This is a genomic window from Paenibacillus sp. S02, from assembly GCF_019454065.1.
Taxonomy (GTDB): Bacteria; Bacillota; Bacilli; order Paenibacillales; family Paenibacillaceae; genus Paenibacillus; species Paenibacillus polymyxa_B.
Genome location: NZ_CP073682.1, coordinates 5728093 through 5744560 on the forward strand (window position 1 = coordinate 5728093; position 16468 = coordinate 5744560).

The window sequence follows — 16468 nt, forward strand, 5'->3', positions numbered from 1 at the left end:
CCGCAGGCTTTATCCTGCTTGCGGAACCATGTATACTATCCATAGAACAACTGTTACCCGCAGGCTAACAGTTGTTCTATGGGCAGCCATGCTGCCAGTCTTTGTATCTTTACAGGCGGCTAAGCTACTGATATATTCCCCAGCATTTTGCATCCATTCTCTGGATTAGGCAAAATGCTTATCTTTTTAAAATTGGAAGGCGGAACAGGAATGAAGAGCAACGTAACGATGCGGGACATTGCAGATAAGCTGGGAGTAAGCAGCGTGACCGTGTCGAAGGCGCTCAATGACAAGGATGGGGTTAGCGAGGAGCTAAAAGAGCGTATTAAGACGCTCGCGGGCGAAATGGGTTATCGTTTCAATACCGTTGCCAAGTCCATGAAGGAGGGCCTCACCTATAACATTGGTGTTGTCATCCCTGAACGTTTTACTGGCCCTGGCCAATCGTTTTATCTGCACATCTACCAGCAAATTTCACGGGCACTGGAGCCATATGGCTACTACGGTATCCTTCACATCCTCCATCGCGAAGACGAAGAACAGCTTAATCTGCCACGTATCTATTACGACCGCAAGGTGGACGGCTTCATTCTCCTGGGCCAAGTGAGCAAGCCATATATTGAGCTTGTACAAACCATGGACCTGCCCAAAATGTTTCTCGATTTTTATGATGAGCATGCTGATATCGACTCCGTGGTGACGGATAATTTTTACGGAGCCTACGAGCTGACCAACTATTTGATCGCCCAGGGACACCGGGATATTGCATATGTGGGTAATATCTATTCCACCAGTAGTATTCAGGATCGTTTCCTCGGCTACTATAAATCCTTGCTGGAGCACAGGTTGCCCCTCCGTAACGAGTGGGTGCTCAGTGACCGGGACGATGAAGGTACTTATGTTGAAATGGAGCTTCCTCAGCCGCTACCAACTGCCTTTGTATGTAACTGCGATCAGGTCGCTCACAATCTGGTGCATAAGCTCATTGGCCTGGGATACCGCGTACCTGAAGACTGCTCTGTGGTTGGCTTTGACAACGATGTATACGCCACTCTTATTGTTCCGCAACTGACCACGGTCGGAGTAGACATCGAGCAGATGGCACGTACCGCGATTGATTCGATGATGAAAAAAATAAGCCATCCCAGCAGCCGCTTTGGTCGAGTCCTGGTGCAGGGACATATTGTATATCGTGATTCCGTGCAGCCCATTGAGAGACCATGATCAATGCATACCTTACTTGGGGAGAGGTCACCGCTATTCTCAATGTTCCACAACCAAAAGCCGCTCAGCATGTCGCTGGAGCGGCTTTTGACATTCATAAATTCTGCAGTGTGATCATCGTACTCACTTTCAATTGTGGATTTTACAAAATCCCGGATTAGGAGCGCTGGGCGACAAAGGAATTGCCCGCCCGATTGAGAATCGGCAGCATCCGCATTTCTTGCCCCATCGAGGCTTGGCAAAGTGGACAAGCCGGCTCGTTCAAAAAGGTGAAATCCGTTCGCATCCAACCGTTGCAACCCTCGTTTGTACACGACCAAATAGCCGTATTTTCCTCTGGAATGATTTCTGGGGCCTGGCGTCTGTACATCTATATCCCCCCTCGGTTTTTATAGGGTAATATCCCCTGTCGGCTTACTGTCAATTTCCACCTGTGCCATTATTTTTTTCAAAATTCGATTCCAGTCGCTCCGAAGTGCAAGATATAGACGAATTAAACCATTTCGATCTATATCTTGTTCAAGGGAAGTCGCTTATTGGATTTTTGAAAAATTCACCTGTGCGGGTATTAATATGCTCCAACCTCCAAAAAATATGCGCAATTTACCAAAATGTTTATTTACGGATAGCCTTGGTCCAGAAGCCGCCATGAAATTGCTTCGGCTCTACCGTAATGACAAAAGCCTTAGGATCCAGCTCCAGAATGGACTGATACAGCTTATTCTGGTTTTTCCGTTTAGCCAAAATTTCCATCACCAGGCGCTCTCCATCACGCCCACTGCCCAGCCAGGCTGTAACACCGTATCCTTTGTCCCGCAGCGCATTGGCAATTCCTCCATTGATCTCATTACTGATCACCTTAACGGTGACATAACCAAGCGCTATTTTTTCCTCAATCCATGCTCCAATAAGAATGCCCAATGCATAGCCAATGGCGTAGACTGCAAGACTTGCCACTTGATCCAGATACTTAAGCACAACGTTCAGGCCCAACACATAGACCGTAACCTCCACGGTGCTAATGAGCGCAGCAATGTACTTCTGTCCTTTCAGCGTCAGAATCATGCGCAGTGTATACGCCGATACGTAAATAATTTGAATAACAAGAATAAACAATAAAATTTTGAGCATACGCTCACTCCCCACTTCACGTTCTGATTTAACCCGTATCCAACATTATACCCCCGTCTGTGATATACAGCCTCTGGTTTCGTATTACCCTCGCTCGGGTAATGACTAACTACAGCATGCTGAATGAAAGTTCGATCACATAAGGAGGGCTACAACATGAAGGATAACGGAACTAGCGATAAAATCAAAGGTAATGTGAACAAAGCCAAAGGTGAAATCAAGGACCAAATCGGGAACGCTACCGATAATAAGTCCCTTCAAGCCGAAGGTAAACTGGATAAGGCCAAAGGCCATCTTCAGGAAACAGCAGGCAAACTGAAGGACGGCAAATAATCCTGAATGGATAACCTCGACGCACTGTTTTACCAACAAGTCTCGCTGTCTTGTGCAGCGGGCTTGTTTTGTGTTGTTCGGATACTTTCGGAAAAACTTTTGCGCAAACAGGGCAACTTTTACGGTTGCTGTTGCGTCTAACCAATATAAGCACAACCCATAATGACTCTCCAAGCTGTTGGATTTTGTAGGCATTAATGTTACTCTAGTCTATGAACCAGGCTATAATTCTTAAATAAAGGGGTAGACCAACGAATGAAATCACTGAAATCTATCAAAAAACCTGTCATCATCACTGCCGTATCCGCCTTGGCCATATCCGGGGCTCTTTTCAGCCAATCCACATATGCCGCACAAGTGACTAAGCCGATCCAAGCAGTATATAACAATATCAAAATCATCTACAACGGAACCGAGGTTGCTTCTGATGCCAAAACAGAACCGTTCCTGCTGGATGGCGTTACGTATATCCCACTGAAGCTGGCAGGTACAGCTTTGGATAAAAAAGTAACATGGGATGGCACAAACAAACGCGTAGTCATTGCTGACAATGGTGTTCCCATTGATCAATCTACAGTTACGGCGCTGAACAACCAGATCACGACGCTGACTCAAGAGCTCAACACAGCAAAAGCAGCAAACACAACGAAAGACGCTACCATCGCTCAATTGCAAAAAGACAATCAGACGCTAAAAGATGACGCGAGCAAAAATAGCTCTAGCTCCTTGAAGGATCTCCAAAAGAAGCTGAACGATGATCACAGCGATGACTACAACACCAACTCGGATATTACGTTAGATGGTAACAAAAACGATATTACGGTAACCATTGAAATGACAAAATCCAGATGGACTGACCTAACCGACAGCAGAAAGAGAAGCTACTTGGAGGACATCGTGGATGATATTTTGAAAGAGTACAAAGATGCCGATGTTGAAGGCACAGTGAAGAACTCTAGTAATAGGGATAAAATGGCAACATTTACAACCAACAGCAGAGGCGATGTTACTTTGAAGGATGTAGCTTCTTCCTTGGATGCAAGTACGATTCAACGCGATTTGGTTAATAGATATGGCAATTACGCTGGAGTTGGCTTTGATTTCACCGTAAGAGGCGACAGCAGTGAAGCTAGCGTGGATGTATATGTAAAGACTGACGCTTGGAACAATACACTTACTAATGCGCAAAGAAACTCTCTTATAGAGAACGTTCTTTATGAGCTTAAGAATAGAAACTCGGTATCTCGAGTAGTGGGTAAAATTAAGTCCAGCGAAAACAGCAACACGATAACTTCATTCTAAATTTCACTTTTTCAAAAAAGCGACAAAGGCCCTAAAGCCTTTGTCGCTTTTTTAATGATGTACAAGCAACCTGCATTCAATTATTGAATCAGCCTGCCTACGGAAGTGATATATTTTATATAATCATTATCAGCGTCAATTGTATCGATATTCATTGTATAAACCAAATGACCGTGGCTGGTTATTTTCACTTTGTGAAATGAACCGGGTTTAGAATAAGGATCTACAGTATAGGTCCCTTTGCTATACACAATCATAGGATTAAAGTCAATTTGCTTGAAGGCGGGCGATAAGTCGCTCTTATACGTAGCATTAATATTCAATACACCTTGCCTTTGATCCCAGTCAAAGGAAATAAGATCAAATGCATTCGCATCAATGACTTGGGCCAAGTCTTGTCCCTTAAACCTCATAAGAACTGGACTTTCCGTAAAGCTATCATGTCTTAGTTTCAATAAGCCACGTTTGGGATCCCACTCCATCTTCGCATCTGTATCTTTCAACAGGATGGATACCGGCAAAAACATTGCATTACTTAGCATGATAGGGACTGTATCCATTGTCATGGGTTCGCCGTTAACCGATATTTTGGGTGATCCAATCGTTGCCGTTACATTACGGTCCATTAGATCAACAGAAGCGGTTTTGTTCGCTGCATTATAAGTTACTTTACCGCCCAGTATATCCTCAGCTACTTGGAGCGGTATAAGTAGTCTTCCCTTCTTATCCACAAAGGGTGATGCAGGGTAGGTGTATAAAACGTAATGATCATTGACCTTCAGGTGTATGGGGGTATGATCTTGAGCCGATGCCAAATTCGGGTTTGTAGTAGCAAAACTTAGTACAATCATAAGGCAGACCAACAGTCTGATTTTCATAATGCCCTCCTAATTATTTTGTTTAGACTAAAAACCAAAATTATGGTGGAGGAGTCCAGTTGAGTAAGCTTAACATGGAAAAACATCTGCCAAGCCACATTGTTGTAAGTCCCACCCAACAACAAAGGAAATGACAGATGCTATTCAGTATATTTTAGCTTGAGCCATTGTTTAACTAATTGTTCTTATCGGTTGTTGATCCACACAGTTGGACCATAATGAGTAATATAATCGGCGGGCCAATCAATCGTACCGAACCACTGACTTCCATCCCAAAAAGAGTAATCCCGATAGTCATCCCATGGATAATAATAATCTGAATTGAATTTTGAGACTACCAATTCTGAAAACTCTCCATTGATAGCACTTCCATAAATATTACTGCCATCAAAGTTTTTTTTCGCTATTGCCGTCACTCTCTTAACAGACATGGATGATAGATCTGAAGAGTCAAAAGAGGTTTGCATAACGACGACTTGATTGTAGGCGACTAATAGATAAGCGTTATAGGTACTATTATCAATATAAAATTTAACTGAATCTTTTATGTCGTGATTTTCCCACGTCTCTAAAGAGTATTTGAAACCATTATTGTTCCTAATATACCCCTGCCATACTCCTCTGCCTGTTTGATAGGAAAATCCCCCCTCAATTCCCCGTCCATTCTTTGCATCAAAACCGTAATACATCCATGGCTGTTCGTTTGCTCCTAGGTACTTAGCCCTTGGCGTAATCACTTTTGCATTAACCCCATCAAAACCATCATAATCCAATTGAACCCTTGAAAAAGTTCCCGTCGTCCCTCCACTCACTTGCGATGGAGTGGGATTATTTTTACTTGATATGGAAATATCATGTTTGTTGCTTGATTCACTCAAAGAGCTTGTTTCCGTATAAGTAGCATCCGTTACACTATCCTCTTTTGATTCAACTTTATCCGCCATGCCTACATAACCTTTTTCTGAGCTGTATACTTCTCCATCGAGTGTAAGATATATGTATTCCGATTTATTAAGTTTCTCCAGATTTTGTTGTAGATCACTATTATTTTTACTCTTTAGTGATGTACTATCTGCTGTATTCAGTAGTTCAGCAATAGATGCTTTCGGATTAACGGTAATCTTGTGTTCTTGAAGCTCATGGACGATGGCCCGCTGTTTGAGATTTTCAAAAAACGAAGCATCGTACGTAGTGGACTTAGATTCCGCATAGGCGAGGCTTCCCGAGAATGCGGAACACATGAGGATAGTTGCTAACCCCATGCCAAAAAACTTATTTTTCCTAAACATACACAAACCTCCTAGTTATTTTTCAAAACTAGCATATCTCCACAAATATATAATGTCAACCATAATTTATAATTTTTACCTAAAAAGAGAACATCGCATTTTACATATCGTAGTGTATAGAAGGGTCAACTACGTATCAAAAGAAAGTGTGGAGCAGTGGCGTCAAGGTCGCTTAAATTCTAAAATCTTCCTTGTATCTATATAATTCATAAATACATTAATAATATTTATAAATATAAAGGTATTTAGCAATGAAAGCAGAATATATCTCTGTATTCCAATTTAGAAAGGGGAAAATGTGTATGATGAGAAGTTTTGTTAAACGTAAAGTCAGGAAAAGCATTGCAATAACACTAACATTATTATTAGCAATCGCAAGCGCACCATTAGGTGCAATAGACGCGGCGGCAACGGTGCCAGACCAGAACAATAAGCAGGATGCGCCAACCTTCTCTAATGTATCGGTTCATGACCCTTCCATTGTCAAAGACGGTGACACTTATTATGTATTTGGGTCACATATCTCTGCGGCGAAGTCAAAAGATCTTACAAACTGGACTTCTTTTGCAAACGGTTACACTACGCCTGGGAACACACTTTACGGGGATTTATCGAAGAATCTGGCCGGATCTTTCGCTTGGGCGGGTGAGAATGATGCGGACAGTAAGGGAGGATTCTCAGTATGGGCGCCCGATGTATTTTGGAATGAGCATTATGTCAATGAGGATGGGACAAAAGGGGCATATATGATTTATTATAGTGCATCTTCCACCTACATTCGTTCCGCGATCGGCATTGCAGTTGCACCCAAAATCGAGGGTCCATATCAATATGTGGATACCATTATCCACACTGGTTTTACGAAGGAGACTGCATTCGATAAAGATAGCAAGGTGGATAAAAAGTGGACAAATACGCCGATTCAACAACTCATTAAGGAAGGCAAGCTTGAGGGTCCCAGACCGGGATGGTTTAATACCGATGGTTCTTATGCGAATCGGATGTTCCCAAATGCAATCGATGCAAGCGTTTTTTACGATGCAAACGGGCGCTTGTGGATGACGTATGGTTCATGGTCCGGGGGAATATTTTTACTGGAGCTGGATAAGGCAACTGGCAAACCCATGTACCCAGGTAAAGATGGAACTACAGAAGACGGTCGGCTCATTGATCGTTATTTTGGCACCAAGATCGCAGGTGGATACGGTGAGTCAGGGGAAGGTCCATATATTGAATACAACCAGGAGACGGGTTATTACTATTTGTATGTAACCTACGGCGGACTTGCAGCGGACGGGGGGTATAACATGAGGTTATTCCGTTCCAAGAGTCCGACAGGACCTTATAAGGATGCCAAAGGGCAGAATGCTGTTCTGCCGGCAAACACCAAAAATACAACTTATGGCAACAAGTTGATAGGTAATTTCTTGTTCGATAGTAAAATAGGCGACCCCGGTACAGGCACTGGCTACGGCTATGTTTCCCCTGGACACAATTCTGTATACACCGATCCTGCTACTGGACAAATGTTTGTTGTCTTTCATACCCGATTCCCTCATCAGGGGGAGACACATGAGCTGCGTGTACACCAAATGTTCATGAATCAGGAGGACTGGCCTGTCGTAGCTCCTTATCGTTACGGTGGCGAGACGCTTACAAAGCTGGATGAGAAACAATTCATTGGCGATTATCAATATATTAATCATGGCAGTGATTCTTCAGCTACGATCAAGAATACACAATTCATTCAGCTTAGAGCAGATCATACCATCGAAGGCGATGTGCAAGGAACATGGCGCAAGTCGGGGGATGCGAATATCCAATTAACACTGGATGGTGCTGTATTGGATGGGGTGTTCTTAAGACAATGGGATCAGGTTACGAATCAATACATCCTGGCGTTTACAGTTTTATCGAATAAAGATGAGATGGCTTGGGGCAGTAAGCTCCCTGATATGACCGATACGACAGTAGTGGACAGTGTGTATGGTGAATTAGATCTTGGCGATACAAGTCGGGTGACGGCTAGCCTGAATCTTCCGAAGGAAGCCAGTCGGCAATCCCGAATTACCTGGAAAACTTCAGACCAAAGCGTCATTACGGATACAGGTGAAATCAAGCGTCCAGAAAACGGAGAAAAGGCTGCATCTGCCACTTTGACAGCTACCATTACCAAAGGAGAACGTAGTCGGGACAAAATTTTCAACATCACGGTATCCCCTTATGAGAAGGCAACATTGACTGCGTCATACACATTTGAAAATAATCTGGAGGATCAGCAAGATGCTTTTGCTAATGGCGAAGTTATCGGTGACCGAATCGATCGCCAGGGAGGAAGTGTGTACTACGCTGAAGGCGTAAAAGGCCAAGCTGTAGTCCTTGATGGAAAGTCAGGCATTGCTCTGCCTGAAGGACTCATATCCAGCTCAGCATATTCCGTGTCACTGTGGGTAAAACCAAGCGAATTGACTCTGCATACACCAACTTTTTTTGGAGCTATGGATAGTAATCACTGGATTAGCCTTTTACCCAGAGGACCCGAGAAGGATAACACAATGGTCTGGTCTGGCAGCTCACCTTGGTATACTGGCAGTACCGGCCTAAAGATCAATACAAATGAATGGACCCATCTCGCCTTCACTGTAGATCGTGGGGTGTTAGCTGTGTATGTGAATGGCAAGCTTCAATTTACGGGCTCAGGATTCCCAGATGTCTTTACCTCCAAATCTGGAACATTCAGCTTAGGTGTCAACTGGTGGGACCCTGCGTTCAAAGGATCTATTGATGAGCTGAATATATTTGAAGGTGCGCTCCCTCCTGCACAGGTGGCAGAGTTAGCGAAGATTAAAGTGAATTAAGACTAATGAATCGTGAGTATCGCTAGTACCGAAAAGAAAAGCTACAAAAAAGAGAGCGCTGAATAGCGCTCTCTTCCAATGAACCATATAAAATGTAAGAAATATTAATAGGCCAATGCAAAAAGTCCTTTGATGTGGGACAAGTAACGGATGTTACTGCCTTCCTTCATCAAAGTGGCTACAGCGCCTTTCAGTTGGGTGCCATTCGCACCTACAGTACCGATCGCGTCTGTTCTGCCCAAGCTGCCCAGTGTACCGGAGAATACTGGTGTAAAGCGTTCCATTTTCGCTCCGTTGAAATAAGCGAAGATGTTGTAACCAACTAATTCGCCCATTTGCCAAGCCAACTGTGCAGTTGGAGGGTATGGACGCTCGCCTTCACCCGGGAACACCACTGCGCTGTCGCCAGCGAGGAAGATGTCTTCGTGAGAAGTCGATTGCAGTGCACCATTCACAGTTGCGCGACCACGGTTTACTTCGATACCAGATGCGCCAACCAGTGCATTACCTTGTACGCCGCCTGTCCAGATCAGTGTGTTCGTTTTGATCGAACGTCCGTCTTTCAAGAGAACTTCGTCAGCTTTCATTTCTGTAATCGGTACACCCGCTACGATTTGAACGCCACGTTTTTCAAGGCTTGTTACTGCACGATCAACCAGTGGTTGAGGGAATCCTGCCAAAATAGATGGTCCAGCTTCTACGCAATACAAGTTGATGTCTTCGTAGTTAATACCTTTTTCGCGACAAATTGCAGGCAATTTGTCAGCATATTCGCCCACCAGCTCAACGCCAGTCAGACCGCCACCACCGATAACGATTGTAGCGTCCGCTTGGTTACCGGATTGCTTGTAAGCATCCAGACGAGCTTCCACATGTGCACGAATGCGATTGGCTTCTGCCACGGATTTCAGCGTGAAGCTATGCTCTTGCAGTCCTGGAATACCGAAGTAAGCCGTTTCGCTGCCCAGGGAAATAACGAGAGCGTCATAGCTCAACGTAGCGCCACTGGCCAAGGTTACTTTTTTATCGTCAGGCTTGATTTCGGAAACAGTATCCACTTTCAGGATAATTTCTTTGTTACGCAGCAGTTTTTCCAAAGGAAGCGCAACAGCTTTTTCAGCAATTGTACCTGCCGCCAAACGGTGCAGTTCCGTAATAATTTGGTGCGACGCAAAGCGGTTAACCACTGTAATGGTTGCTTGGCTAGCGTCCATATGCTGGCGTGCTGTAAGAGCGGCCAGCAATCCGCCGTATCCGCCGCCCAAGATCAAAATTTGCTTCGACATGTCCATCCTCCGTTCTTGATCAGGTAATTATTTGCTTTCGCGTTGGCGCTCATTCAGAATATCCAGGAAAGCCTGGCTGAAACGCAGCGTTTTTTGTACATTCGGATCTTTAAGCATTTTGAGCAGGCCAAACAGACCTACACTGCCGTCCGTAGTTTGTACACGGTCATTTGCTTCAATTGCAGCAGAAGCCAATCCTTTAGCCGAATCTGTAACAGGCTTCACAAACTCTCCCATGGAGCTTTTCATATCTCCGATAAAGACAGGGTCAGTCGCCAGACTGCGAGCTACATCATAAGCGTCGGTCATCAAAGTAACCATCTCAGTTAACTTGGGCAGATTTTCTACCAGCACGGTCAGCGATTGCTGAACCTCTGGTTTCATCAATTGGTCCAATACATCCCGAGACTCTTTGGTAGCTTCTTGTGTTACTGCCACCTCTTGTTGGTTTTCAGACATGCGTGAACGTCCTCCTTTACTGTGAAAATAGAAGTCCATTCCTTTCTCGTAACCTGTATCCATAAACTCTAGCAATAAAACGTTCATTGAATTCGCGCCCCTAAACATGCAAGAAGCACAGCTAAAACCGGCCTATACCCTAAAGGGCAAGACTGATTTATCGCAGATGCCAATTGTATATTGCTCAGACGGTATTCTGTTGTTACTGCTGCGGAATATCCCACGAAGCGCTCCTTCGTGACTACAACAGGCCGAAACGGAACCCTATACCTCTATATTACACCTTTCACAACACAATCGTCGAAGAAATTTTAAATTTGCACAAATTTCTGCAAAATTTTTATTGTTATTTTAGATAAAAATTAGAATAAGCTCGATTTTTGTCCAAGTTTCCCTTAAAAAAAGGGTCATTTTATGCTAGAGGAGGGTAATAGAGAGCGTACGTTTCAGTTCAACAATATGAAAATAACACAAAATATATTCATACGGAGGTTTACACGATGGCTAAAACATTTGGAGATATGGTTCAAGAAGCGAGACAGCACGTTCAGGGCATTGATTCACAGGAGGCACGTCAGCGAATGGAGGCAAATCCTGATACATTCGTTATCGATGTGCAGGACTCCCATGATGCAGGCGCTTGCGGTCTGATTCGCGGAAGCGCCAATATTTCATTGGGCATGCTGCCCATCCGCGCTGACTTGGAGGTTCCACAGGATTTGCGTGACGAACGTCTACGTGACCGCAACCGGCCGATTATCACCACTTGTGGGGCAGGCGGACAAGCTGCATTGGCAGCTTATACACTCCAGCAGATGGGCTTTACCAATGTAGCTTTTATCGAAGGTGGAACAACAGCCTGGAAGGAATCCGGCTTTGAAGTAGAACTGTACTAAGGGACCTACGCTCCAAGAATCGCCCTACGTATGCAGGGTGTCTTCAGAAGCATCAGGATTATCAGGTGCCTCGAAATCATCAGGAGACGGCTGCGGCACACCAGACTCAATGAACTCATCTACATCGCGGGCAGCCTTAACTTGATTGCATTCATTGCAAGCACATACACAATTGACCGGCGTCGTATGCCCCCCTTTTGCCCGAGGCAGTAAATGATCAATCGTGTCGCCGTAGCCCCCGCAAAAAAAGCAAGTATAGCGGTCACGCTTAAGCACATATTGACGAAACTCCTTATTGCTATACAGTCTGCGCACGGTGTATGGATTAACAATCACCGCCATACGCTCTCTGACCAAGGTCATGGCCAGATCAAGCTCAATCTCTTGATGCCAGCGTCTCCCCTGGTCGGTTTTGCCTCTTAGCCGAATCATGCCATTGCGATTGAGCCTCAACGCCCGGGTATCCGCAGGCTTCAGCCTGCTAAGCAGATGCCGAACCCGTTGCCGGTGGCGCTCACGCGCTTTATCCGTGACCGGCTTCCTGCGGGGGCGTTGTGCCTCCATAGGTAGTGACGCCTCCAGGCTGTGCGCAGCCGTATTTACTTCAAGGCTATGCTGCGTCACGGGAGCAGCCGAGGGGTTCGTTTCCTCGCCGGAAGGAGCGGACGTAGCCGCACGTTCTTGCGGGGCCAACCCCCGACAGGAACGGCAAGGACCACGCCGGGAATAAGGACCAGCCCGGCGACCCGTTCTGCGCTGAAAGTCCGTTAAAGGTTTCATCTCCTGACAATACGTACATTTTTTTATCAGCGGTTTGCTCGCTTCATCCTTGTTCTGCTGCGGTTCTGTCACGTCCACCCCTCCTTTCCTCTGTTGCTCGTGCTTTACGGTTTTCACCAAAACCCGAACTATTGTTAAGTTAGATTCATTTTACCGTTTTCACGTTCCCTTTTCTAGCTACCCGAGTCGTTGTGAACACTTAGGTATAACAAATTTTAATGATTTAGCATACGTTATACAGCGATCCTTGTTCTTCATTCAGCATCATATTGACCGTCTGACGTTTAGCCCCCCTCACTTGGTGGGTAACTTGTTATATATGAAGGAGGGACGCACATGAAAAGGAACCATACGATGATGCAATTTTTCGAGTGGAATGTCGAAGCTGACGGTTCTCACTGGAAGAAGCTTACCCGCCTGGCACCGGAACTGAAGGCCAAAGGAATTGACGCGATATGGATTCCACCTGTCACCAAAGGCCAATCGCCCGAGGATACGGGATACGGCGTCTATGACCTTTACGATCTGGGCGAATTTGACCAAAAAGGTGCGGTACGCACCAAATACGGAACCAGGGAAGACCTGCTGGAGGCTGTTGCCGCCTGCGTTCGCCACGGTGTGGCCGTCTATGTCGATCTGGTCATGAACCATAAGGCTGGCGCGGATGAAACCGAAGTGTTCAAGGTCGTCGAGGTCAATCCGGATAACCGCAATGAGGTCATTTCCGAGCCCTTTGATATCGAGGGCTGGACTAAATTTACGTTCCCCGGCCGTCAAGGTCAGTATTCCACATTTCAATGGAACTTTGAACATTTTAACGGAACCGATTACGATGCAAGCCAGGACCGGACAGGAATCTATCGTATTTTAGGTAAAAATAAAAGCTGGAGCGAAAATGTAGATGATGAATTCGGCAATTATGATTATTTAATGTTCGCCAATATTGATTATAATCATCAGGATGTGCGCAAAGAGATGATCCGCTGGGGCAAATGGCTGGTAGATACTCTGCAATGCAACGGATTCCGTCTGGATGCAATCAAGCATATTAATCATGAATTTGTACGAGAATTTGCTACAGAAATGATTAAAAAACGCGGACAGGATTTTTATATGGTAGGCGAGTTTTGGAAACCGGATCTGGAATCGTGTCAAAAGTTCCTGGATACCATTGATTATAAAATCGACCTATTTGACGTATCCCTCCACTACAAACTACATAGCGCTTCCTTGGGTGGCAAGGATTTCGATTTAAGCACCATTTTCGAGGATACGCTTGTTCATACCCATCCCCTGAACTCGGTTACTTTTGTCGATAATCATGATTCCCAGCCGCATGAAGCGCTTGAATCCTGGGTGGAGGACTGGTTCAAGCCTAGCGCCTATGCACTGATCTTGCTGCGCAAAGACGGTTATCCCTGCGTATTCTATGGCGATTACTACGGTATCCAGGGACAAACGCCCGTGAAAGGCAAGCAGGCTGAGCTAGACCCGCTTCTATATGCCCGGTACCATAAAGCTTATGGTGAGCAAAAAGATTATTTCGATGATCCCCATACGATTGGATGGGTTCGTCAAGGCGTTCCTGAGCTGGAAGGCTCCGGATGTGCTGTGGTGATCACCAACGCAAATGACGGGGAAAAGCGCATGTTCGTAGGCAAACAACATGCAGCGGAAGAATGGATAGATTTGACCGGGCGTCACGATCATACCGTAAAGATTGAGCAGGATGGCTACGGTATATTTCCCGTTCGTGCCGGCAGTGTATCGGTGTGGGCACTTCCCGCAGATGAAGACAGCCAGGAAACAGAAGAAGAAGCGAACGCTTAATCTATACCCAACACAAAGAGGACAGGATGCGAGGAAGCGCCCTGTCTTCTTTGTGTATGAAAAGTCACTCCGTTACCTTGCTTTGGTTGGCCACAGCCTGCTTCTTAGCCTCTACATGACTCGGATCACCGAGATAAAAGCGCCGGATGGGATCTATATGCTCATCCAGCTCGTACACCAGTGGAATGCCTGTCGGAATATTCAAATCCAGCAATGCGGTTTCGTCCAGATTCTCCATATACTTGATTAAGGCCCGCAAAGTGTTACCATGTGCAGAAATGATAACTCGATCCTTTTTGAGAATCAAAGGTACAATCCGCTGCTTCCAAAACTCACCGACCCGATGCACTGTGTCCTCCAGACTTTCCCCAAGCGGCAGCTCTTCTGGCTTAATATTGCGATAACGCTCTTCCCGATGCGGACTCCGCTCGTCCTTCTCATCCAGCATGGGTGGCCGCACTGTTAGGCTACGCCGCCAGATATGAACCTGTTCCTCGCCGTATTGCACGGCGGAATCCAACTTGCTAAGCCCTTGAAGAGCACCGTAATGGCGTTCATTCAGCTTCCATGACTTCTGCACAGGTATCCACAGATGATCCAGCTCATCCAAGATGTGATACAGCGTGCGGATAGATCGTTTTAGCACAGAGGCAAATGCCAAATCAAACGTATATCCAGCCTCCTTGAGAATACGTCCCGCCTCAATGGCCTCATGAGTCCCTTGTTCAGTCAGGTCCACGTCCGTCCAGCCCGTAAACAGGTTTTGTCGGTTATACACGCTTTCTCCATGCCTAACCAGCACCACTTGATACATATACTCACTCCTCTCCTGTCTGTCTTTATGTTTTACCCAACTTCTATGTATTTAACGTAAAATGCAATTTTTAAACCGTCTATTTAATTCAAAAAAGGACGGCATTCAGCCATCCTTTTCTTCTCACCCTGCACTTAGTCCCTCTTACTGAACTTGGCCAACAGATCCAAAATCCGTACATACAGCCATACTAGAGTCACCAGCAATGCAAAAGCACCATACCATTCCATATATTTGGGTGCACCTTGATCTGCTTGCTCTTCAATAAAATTGAAATCAACCAGCAGATTCAAAGCCGCAATGATCACGATAAACAAACTAATACCAATACCCAGCCAACCCGTTTCATGGATATACGGAACATTCATACCGAAAAAGTTCAAAATAAAATCAACCACCGTCACCAGAAAAATCGCCATCGTACACAGGACAACGAATGAGATAAAGCCGCGTGTCACCTTGATGATTCGCTGTGTGTACATAAAGAGCATCAAAAACAAAATACCCACGGTCAGCAAAATGGCATTGGCTACAATTCCAGGGTACTCATACTCCATAAAAGCTGAAATGCCACCCAAAGCAAAACCACTCAGAATCGCATATACAGGAGAGAGTAATGGAGCCATTTTTGGAAAAAAGGATATCGCAAGCGCTACGCCTGCCATACCAATAAATCCTGCCGTCAGCAAGGATAGTACCTCTACGGTTCCCTCGTAGGTCATGTACCAGGTAATGCTGCCAGAGACGATGAGCAGAACCAGCAGAAGCAACGTTTTGTTCACCGTTCCTCCGATGGTCATGCGTTGTTCGCTAACTTCTCTTTCATCTTCGCGCAAAAAGATGTCATCACGTAAAACCGGATTGCTAAAGCTCATACAGGGTACTCCTTTTCGATGTTGTTGTTTGCTATGCTATATGTATATATCGGCACAATATGAAAAAAGTTTCAGAAAATTTCAAACAAAAAAACTCTAACCTTGCCATACGGCAAAGCTAGAGTTAGAGGGTCAGGTCGTTACAGGTTAAAAATCAGCTGTCGCAATCTGGATCGTACCCGTAGCTGCTCCAGCTGCGGTAGTCTGCAGAGCAGCTACCAGCAGTAAAGCAACTTCTAACGTGAGGCTGTTAGTTGGAGGGATAACATAAGTGATCACAGGTGCATTGACACGAGTGACGACAAGATCGATCGGTGCCGGACCGTTATTATTAACGGTAATTGTAGCATTCGCGCCACCTTTCAAGTTTTCAAAGTATGATTTACCAATATTAGCAGCGAGAGAATAGAATTGCTGAGGTAATAGAATCGCCATAGGATTCACCTCCCTTGCACTTGATAGTGTATTCTATGCTTCCAATCTATGAGCGTAACGTTAAGTGACTCAGTAATA

General features: G+C 45.2%; 16 protein-coding genes. 6 read left to right on the forward strand and 10 right to left on the reverse strand.

Annotated features, from left to right (window positions below):
• The first annotated feature begins 210 nt into the window (after nucleotides 1–210).
• Entirely contained in the window at nucleotides 211–1224 is a 1014-nt protein-coding gene (locus KAI36_RS25505) for a substrate-binding domain-containing protein (protein ID WP_220026349.1), read from the forward strand.
• Nucleotides 1225–1381: 157 nt separating this feature from the next.
• On the opposite strand, the gene KAI36_RS25510 is transcribed toward KAI36_RS25505, so the two are convergent.
• Nucleotides 1382–1594: a cold-shock protein gene (locus KAI36_RS25510; protein WP_023990889.1), complete on the reverse strand. Its 213-nt coding sequence runs from the start codon at nucleotides 1592–1594 to the stop codon at nucleotides 1382–1384.
• 245 nt (nucleotides 1595–1839) lie between these two features.
• The gene (locus KAI36_RS25515) at nucleotides 1840–2355 is read right to left on the reverse strand and encodes a DUF2179 domain-containing protein (RefSeq protein ID WP_023990890.1); all 516 of its coding nucleotides are present in this window, start codon (nucleotides 2353–2355) and stop codon (nucleotides 1840–1842) included.
• A 156-nt stretch (nucleotides 2356–2511) separates the two neighbouring features.
• Between KAI36_RS25515 and KAI36_RS25520 the strand changes: the two genes are divergently transcribed.
• Nucleotides 2512–2688 (forward strand): CsbD family protein, encoded by a 177-nt coding sequence (locus tag KAI36_RS25520; RefSeq protein ID WP_013312524.1) that lies wholly within the window; start codon nucleotides 2512–2514, stop codon nucleotides 2686–2688.
• Between the two features lie 255 nt (nucleotides 2689–2943).
• Nucleotides 2944–3990 (forward strand): stalk domain-containing protein, encoded by a 1047-nt coding sequence (locus KAI36_RS25525; protein WP_220026350.1) that lies wholly within the window; start codon nucleotides 2944–2946, stop codon nucleotides 3988–3990.
• A gap of 80 nt (nucleotides 3991–4070) precedes the next feature.
• On the opposite strand, the gene KAI36_RS25530 is transcribed toward KAI36_RS25525, so the two are convergent.
• A complete protein-coding gene (locus KAI36_RS25530; RefSeq protein WP_220026351.1) occupies nucleotides 4071–4868 on the reverse strand; it encodes a copper amine oxidase N-terminal domain-containing protein in 798 nt (265 codons plus the stop codon).
• A gap of 185 nt (nucleotides 4869–5053) precedes the next feature.
• Nucleotides 5054–6157, reverse strand: a complete 1104-nt coding sequence (locus KAI36_RS25535; RefSeq protein WP_220026352.1) for a hypothetical protein — start codon at nucleotides 6155–6157, stop codon at nucleotides 5054–5056.
• Nucleotides 6158–6459: 302 nt separating this feature from the next.
• On the opposite strand from KAI36_RS25535, the gene KAI36_RS25540 reads away from it, so the two are divergent.
• Nucleotides 6460–9015, forward strand: a complete 2556-nt coding sequence (locus KAI36_RS25540) for a LamG-like jellyroll fold domain-containing protein (RefSeq protein ID WP_220026353.1) — start codon at nucleotides 6460–6462, stop codon at nucleotides 9013–9015.
• A gap of 104 nt (nucleotides 9016–9119) precedes the next feature.
• Here the strand turns inward: KAI36_RS25540 and KAI36_RS25545 are convergent, their stop codons facing one another.
• Together KAI36_RS25545 and KAI36_RS25550 are read right to left on the reverse strand one after the other, a co-directional pair.
• A complete protein-coding gene (locus KAI36_RS25545; RefSeq protein ID WP_025721951.1) occupies nucleotides 9120–10301 on the reverse strand; it encodes an NAD(P)/FAD-dependent oxidoreductase in 1182 nt (393 codons plus the stop codon).
• Nucleotides 10302–10328: 27 nt separating this feature from the next.
• Nucleotides 10329–10760: a DUF1641 domain-containing protein gene (locus tag KAI36_RS25550; protein WP_013312528.1), complete on the reverse strand. Its 432-nt coding sequence runs from the start codon at nucleotides 10758–10760 to the stop codon at nucleotides 10329–10331.
• Nucleotides 10761–11260: 500 nt separating this feature from the next.
• Between KAI36_RS25550 and KAI36_RS25555 the strand changes: the two genes are divergently transcribed.
• Nucleotides 11261–11656, forward strand: a complete 396-nt coding sequence (locus KAI36_RS25555; RefSeq protein WP_023990896.1) for a rhodanese-like domain-containing protein — start codon at nucleotides 11261–11263, stop codon at nucleotides 11654–11656.
• A 24-nt stretch (nucleotides 11657–11680) separates the two neighbouring features.
• On the opposite strand, the gene KAI36_RS25560 is transcribed toward KAI36_RS25555, so the two are convergent.
• Nucleotides 11681–12508, reverse strand: a complete 828-nt coding sequence (locus tag KAI36_RS25560; RefSeq protein WP_025721950.1) for an HNH endonuclease — start codon at nucleotides 12506–12508, stop codon at nucleotides 11681–11683.
• A 264-nt stretch (nucleotides 12509–12772) separates the two neighbouring features.
• Between KAI36_RS25560 and KAI36_RS25565 the strand changes: the two genes are divergently transcribed.
• Nucleotides 12773–14266, forward strand: a complete 1494-nt coding sequence (locus KAI36_RS25565) for an alpha-amylase (protein ID WP_076292760.1) — start codon at nucleotides 12773–12775, stop codon at nucleotides 14264–14266.
• Nucleotides 14267–14330: 64 nt separating this feature from the next.
• Here KAI36_RS25565 and gpmA read toward each other — a convergent pair whose 3' ends face one another.
• The 3 genes from gpmA to KAI36_RS25580 all read right to left on the reverse strand — a co-directional run bounded on the left by gpmA (nucleotide 14331) and on the right by KAI36_RS25580 (nucleotide 16390).
• The gene (gene gpmA / locus KAI36_RS25570) at nucleotides 14331–15080 is read right to left on the reverse strand and encodes a 2,3-diphosphoglycerate-dependent phosphoglycerate mutase (protein ID WP_025721385.1); all 750 of its coding nucleotides are present in this window, start codon (nucleotides 15078–15080) and stop codon (nucleotides 14331–14333) included.
• Nucleotides 15081–15214: 134 nt separating this feature from the next.
• A complete protein-coding gene (locus KAI36_RS25575; RefSeq protein ID WP_220026354.1) occupies nucleotides 15215–15955 on the reverse strand; it encodes a Bax inhibitor-1/YccA family protein in 741 nt (246 codons plus the stop codon).
• 147 nt (nucleotides 15956–16102) lie between these two features.
• The gene (locus KAI36_RS25580; protein WP_025721383.1) at nucleotides 16103–16390 is read right to left on the reverse strand and encodes a hypothetical protein; all 288 of its coding nucleotides are present in this window, start codon (nucleotides 16388–16390) and stop codon (nucleotides 16103–16105) included.
• Nucleotides 16391–16468: the final 78 nt, after the last annotated feature.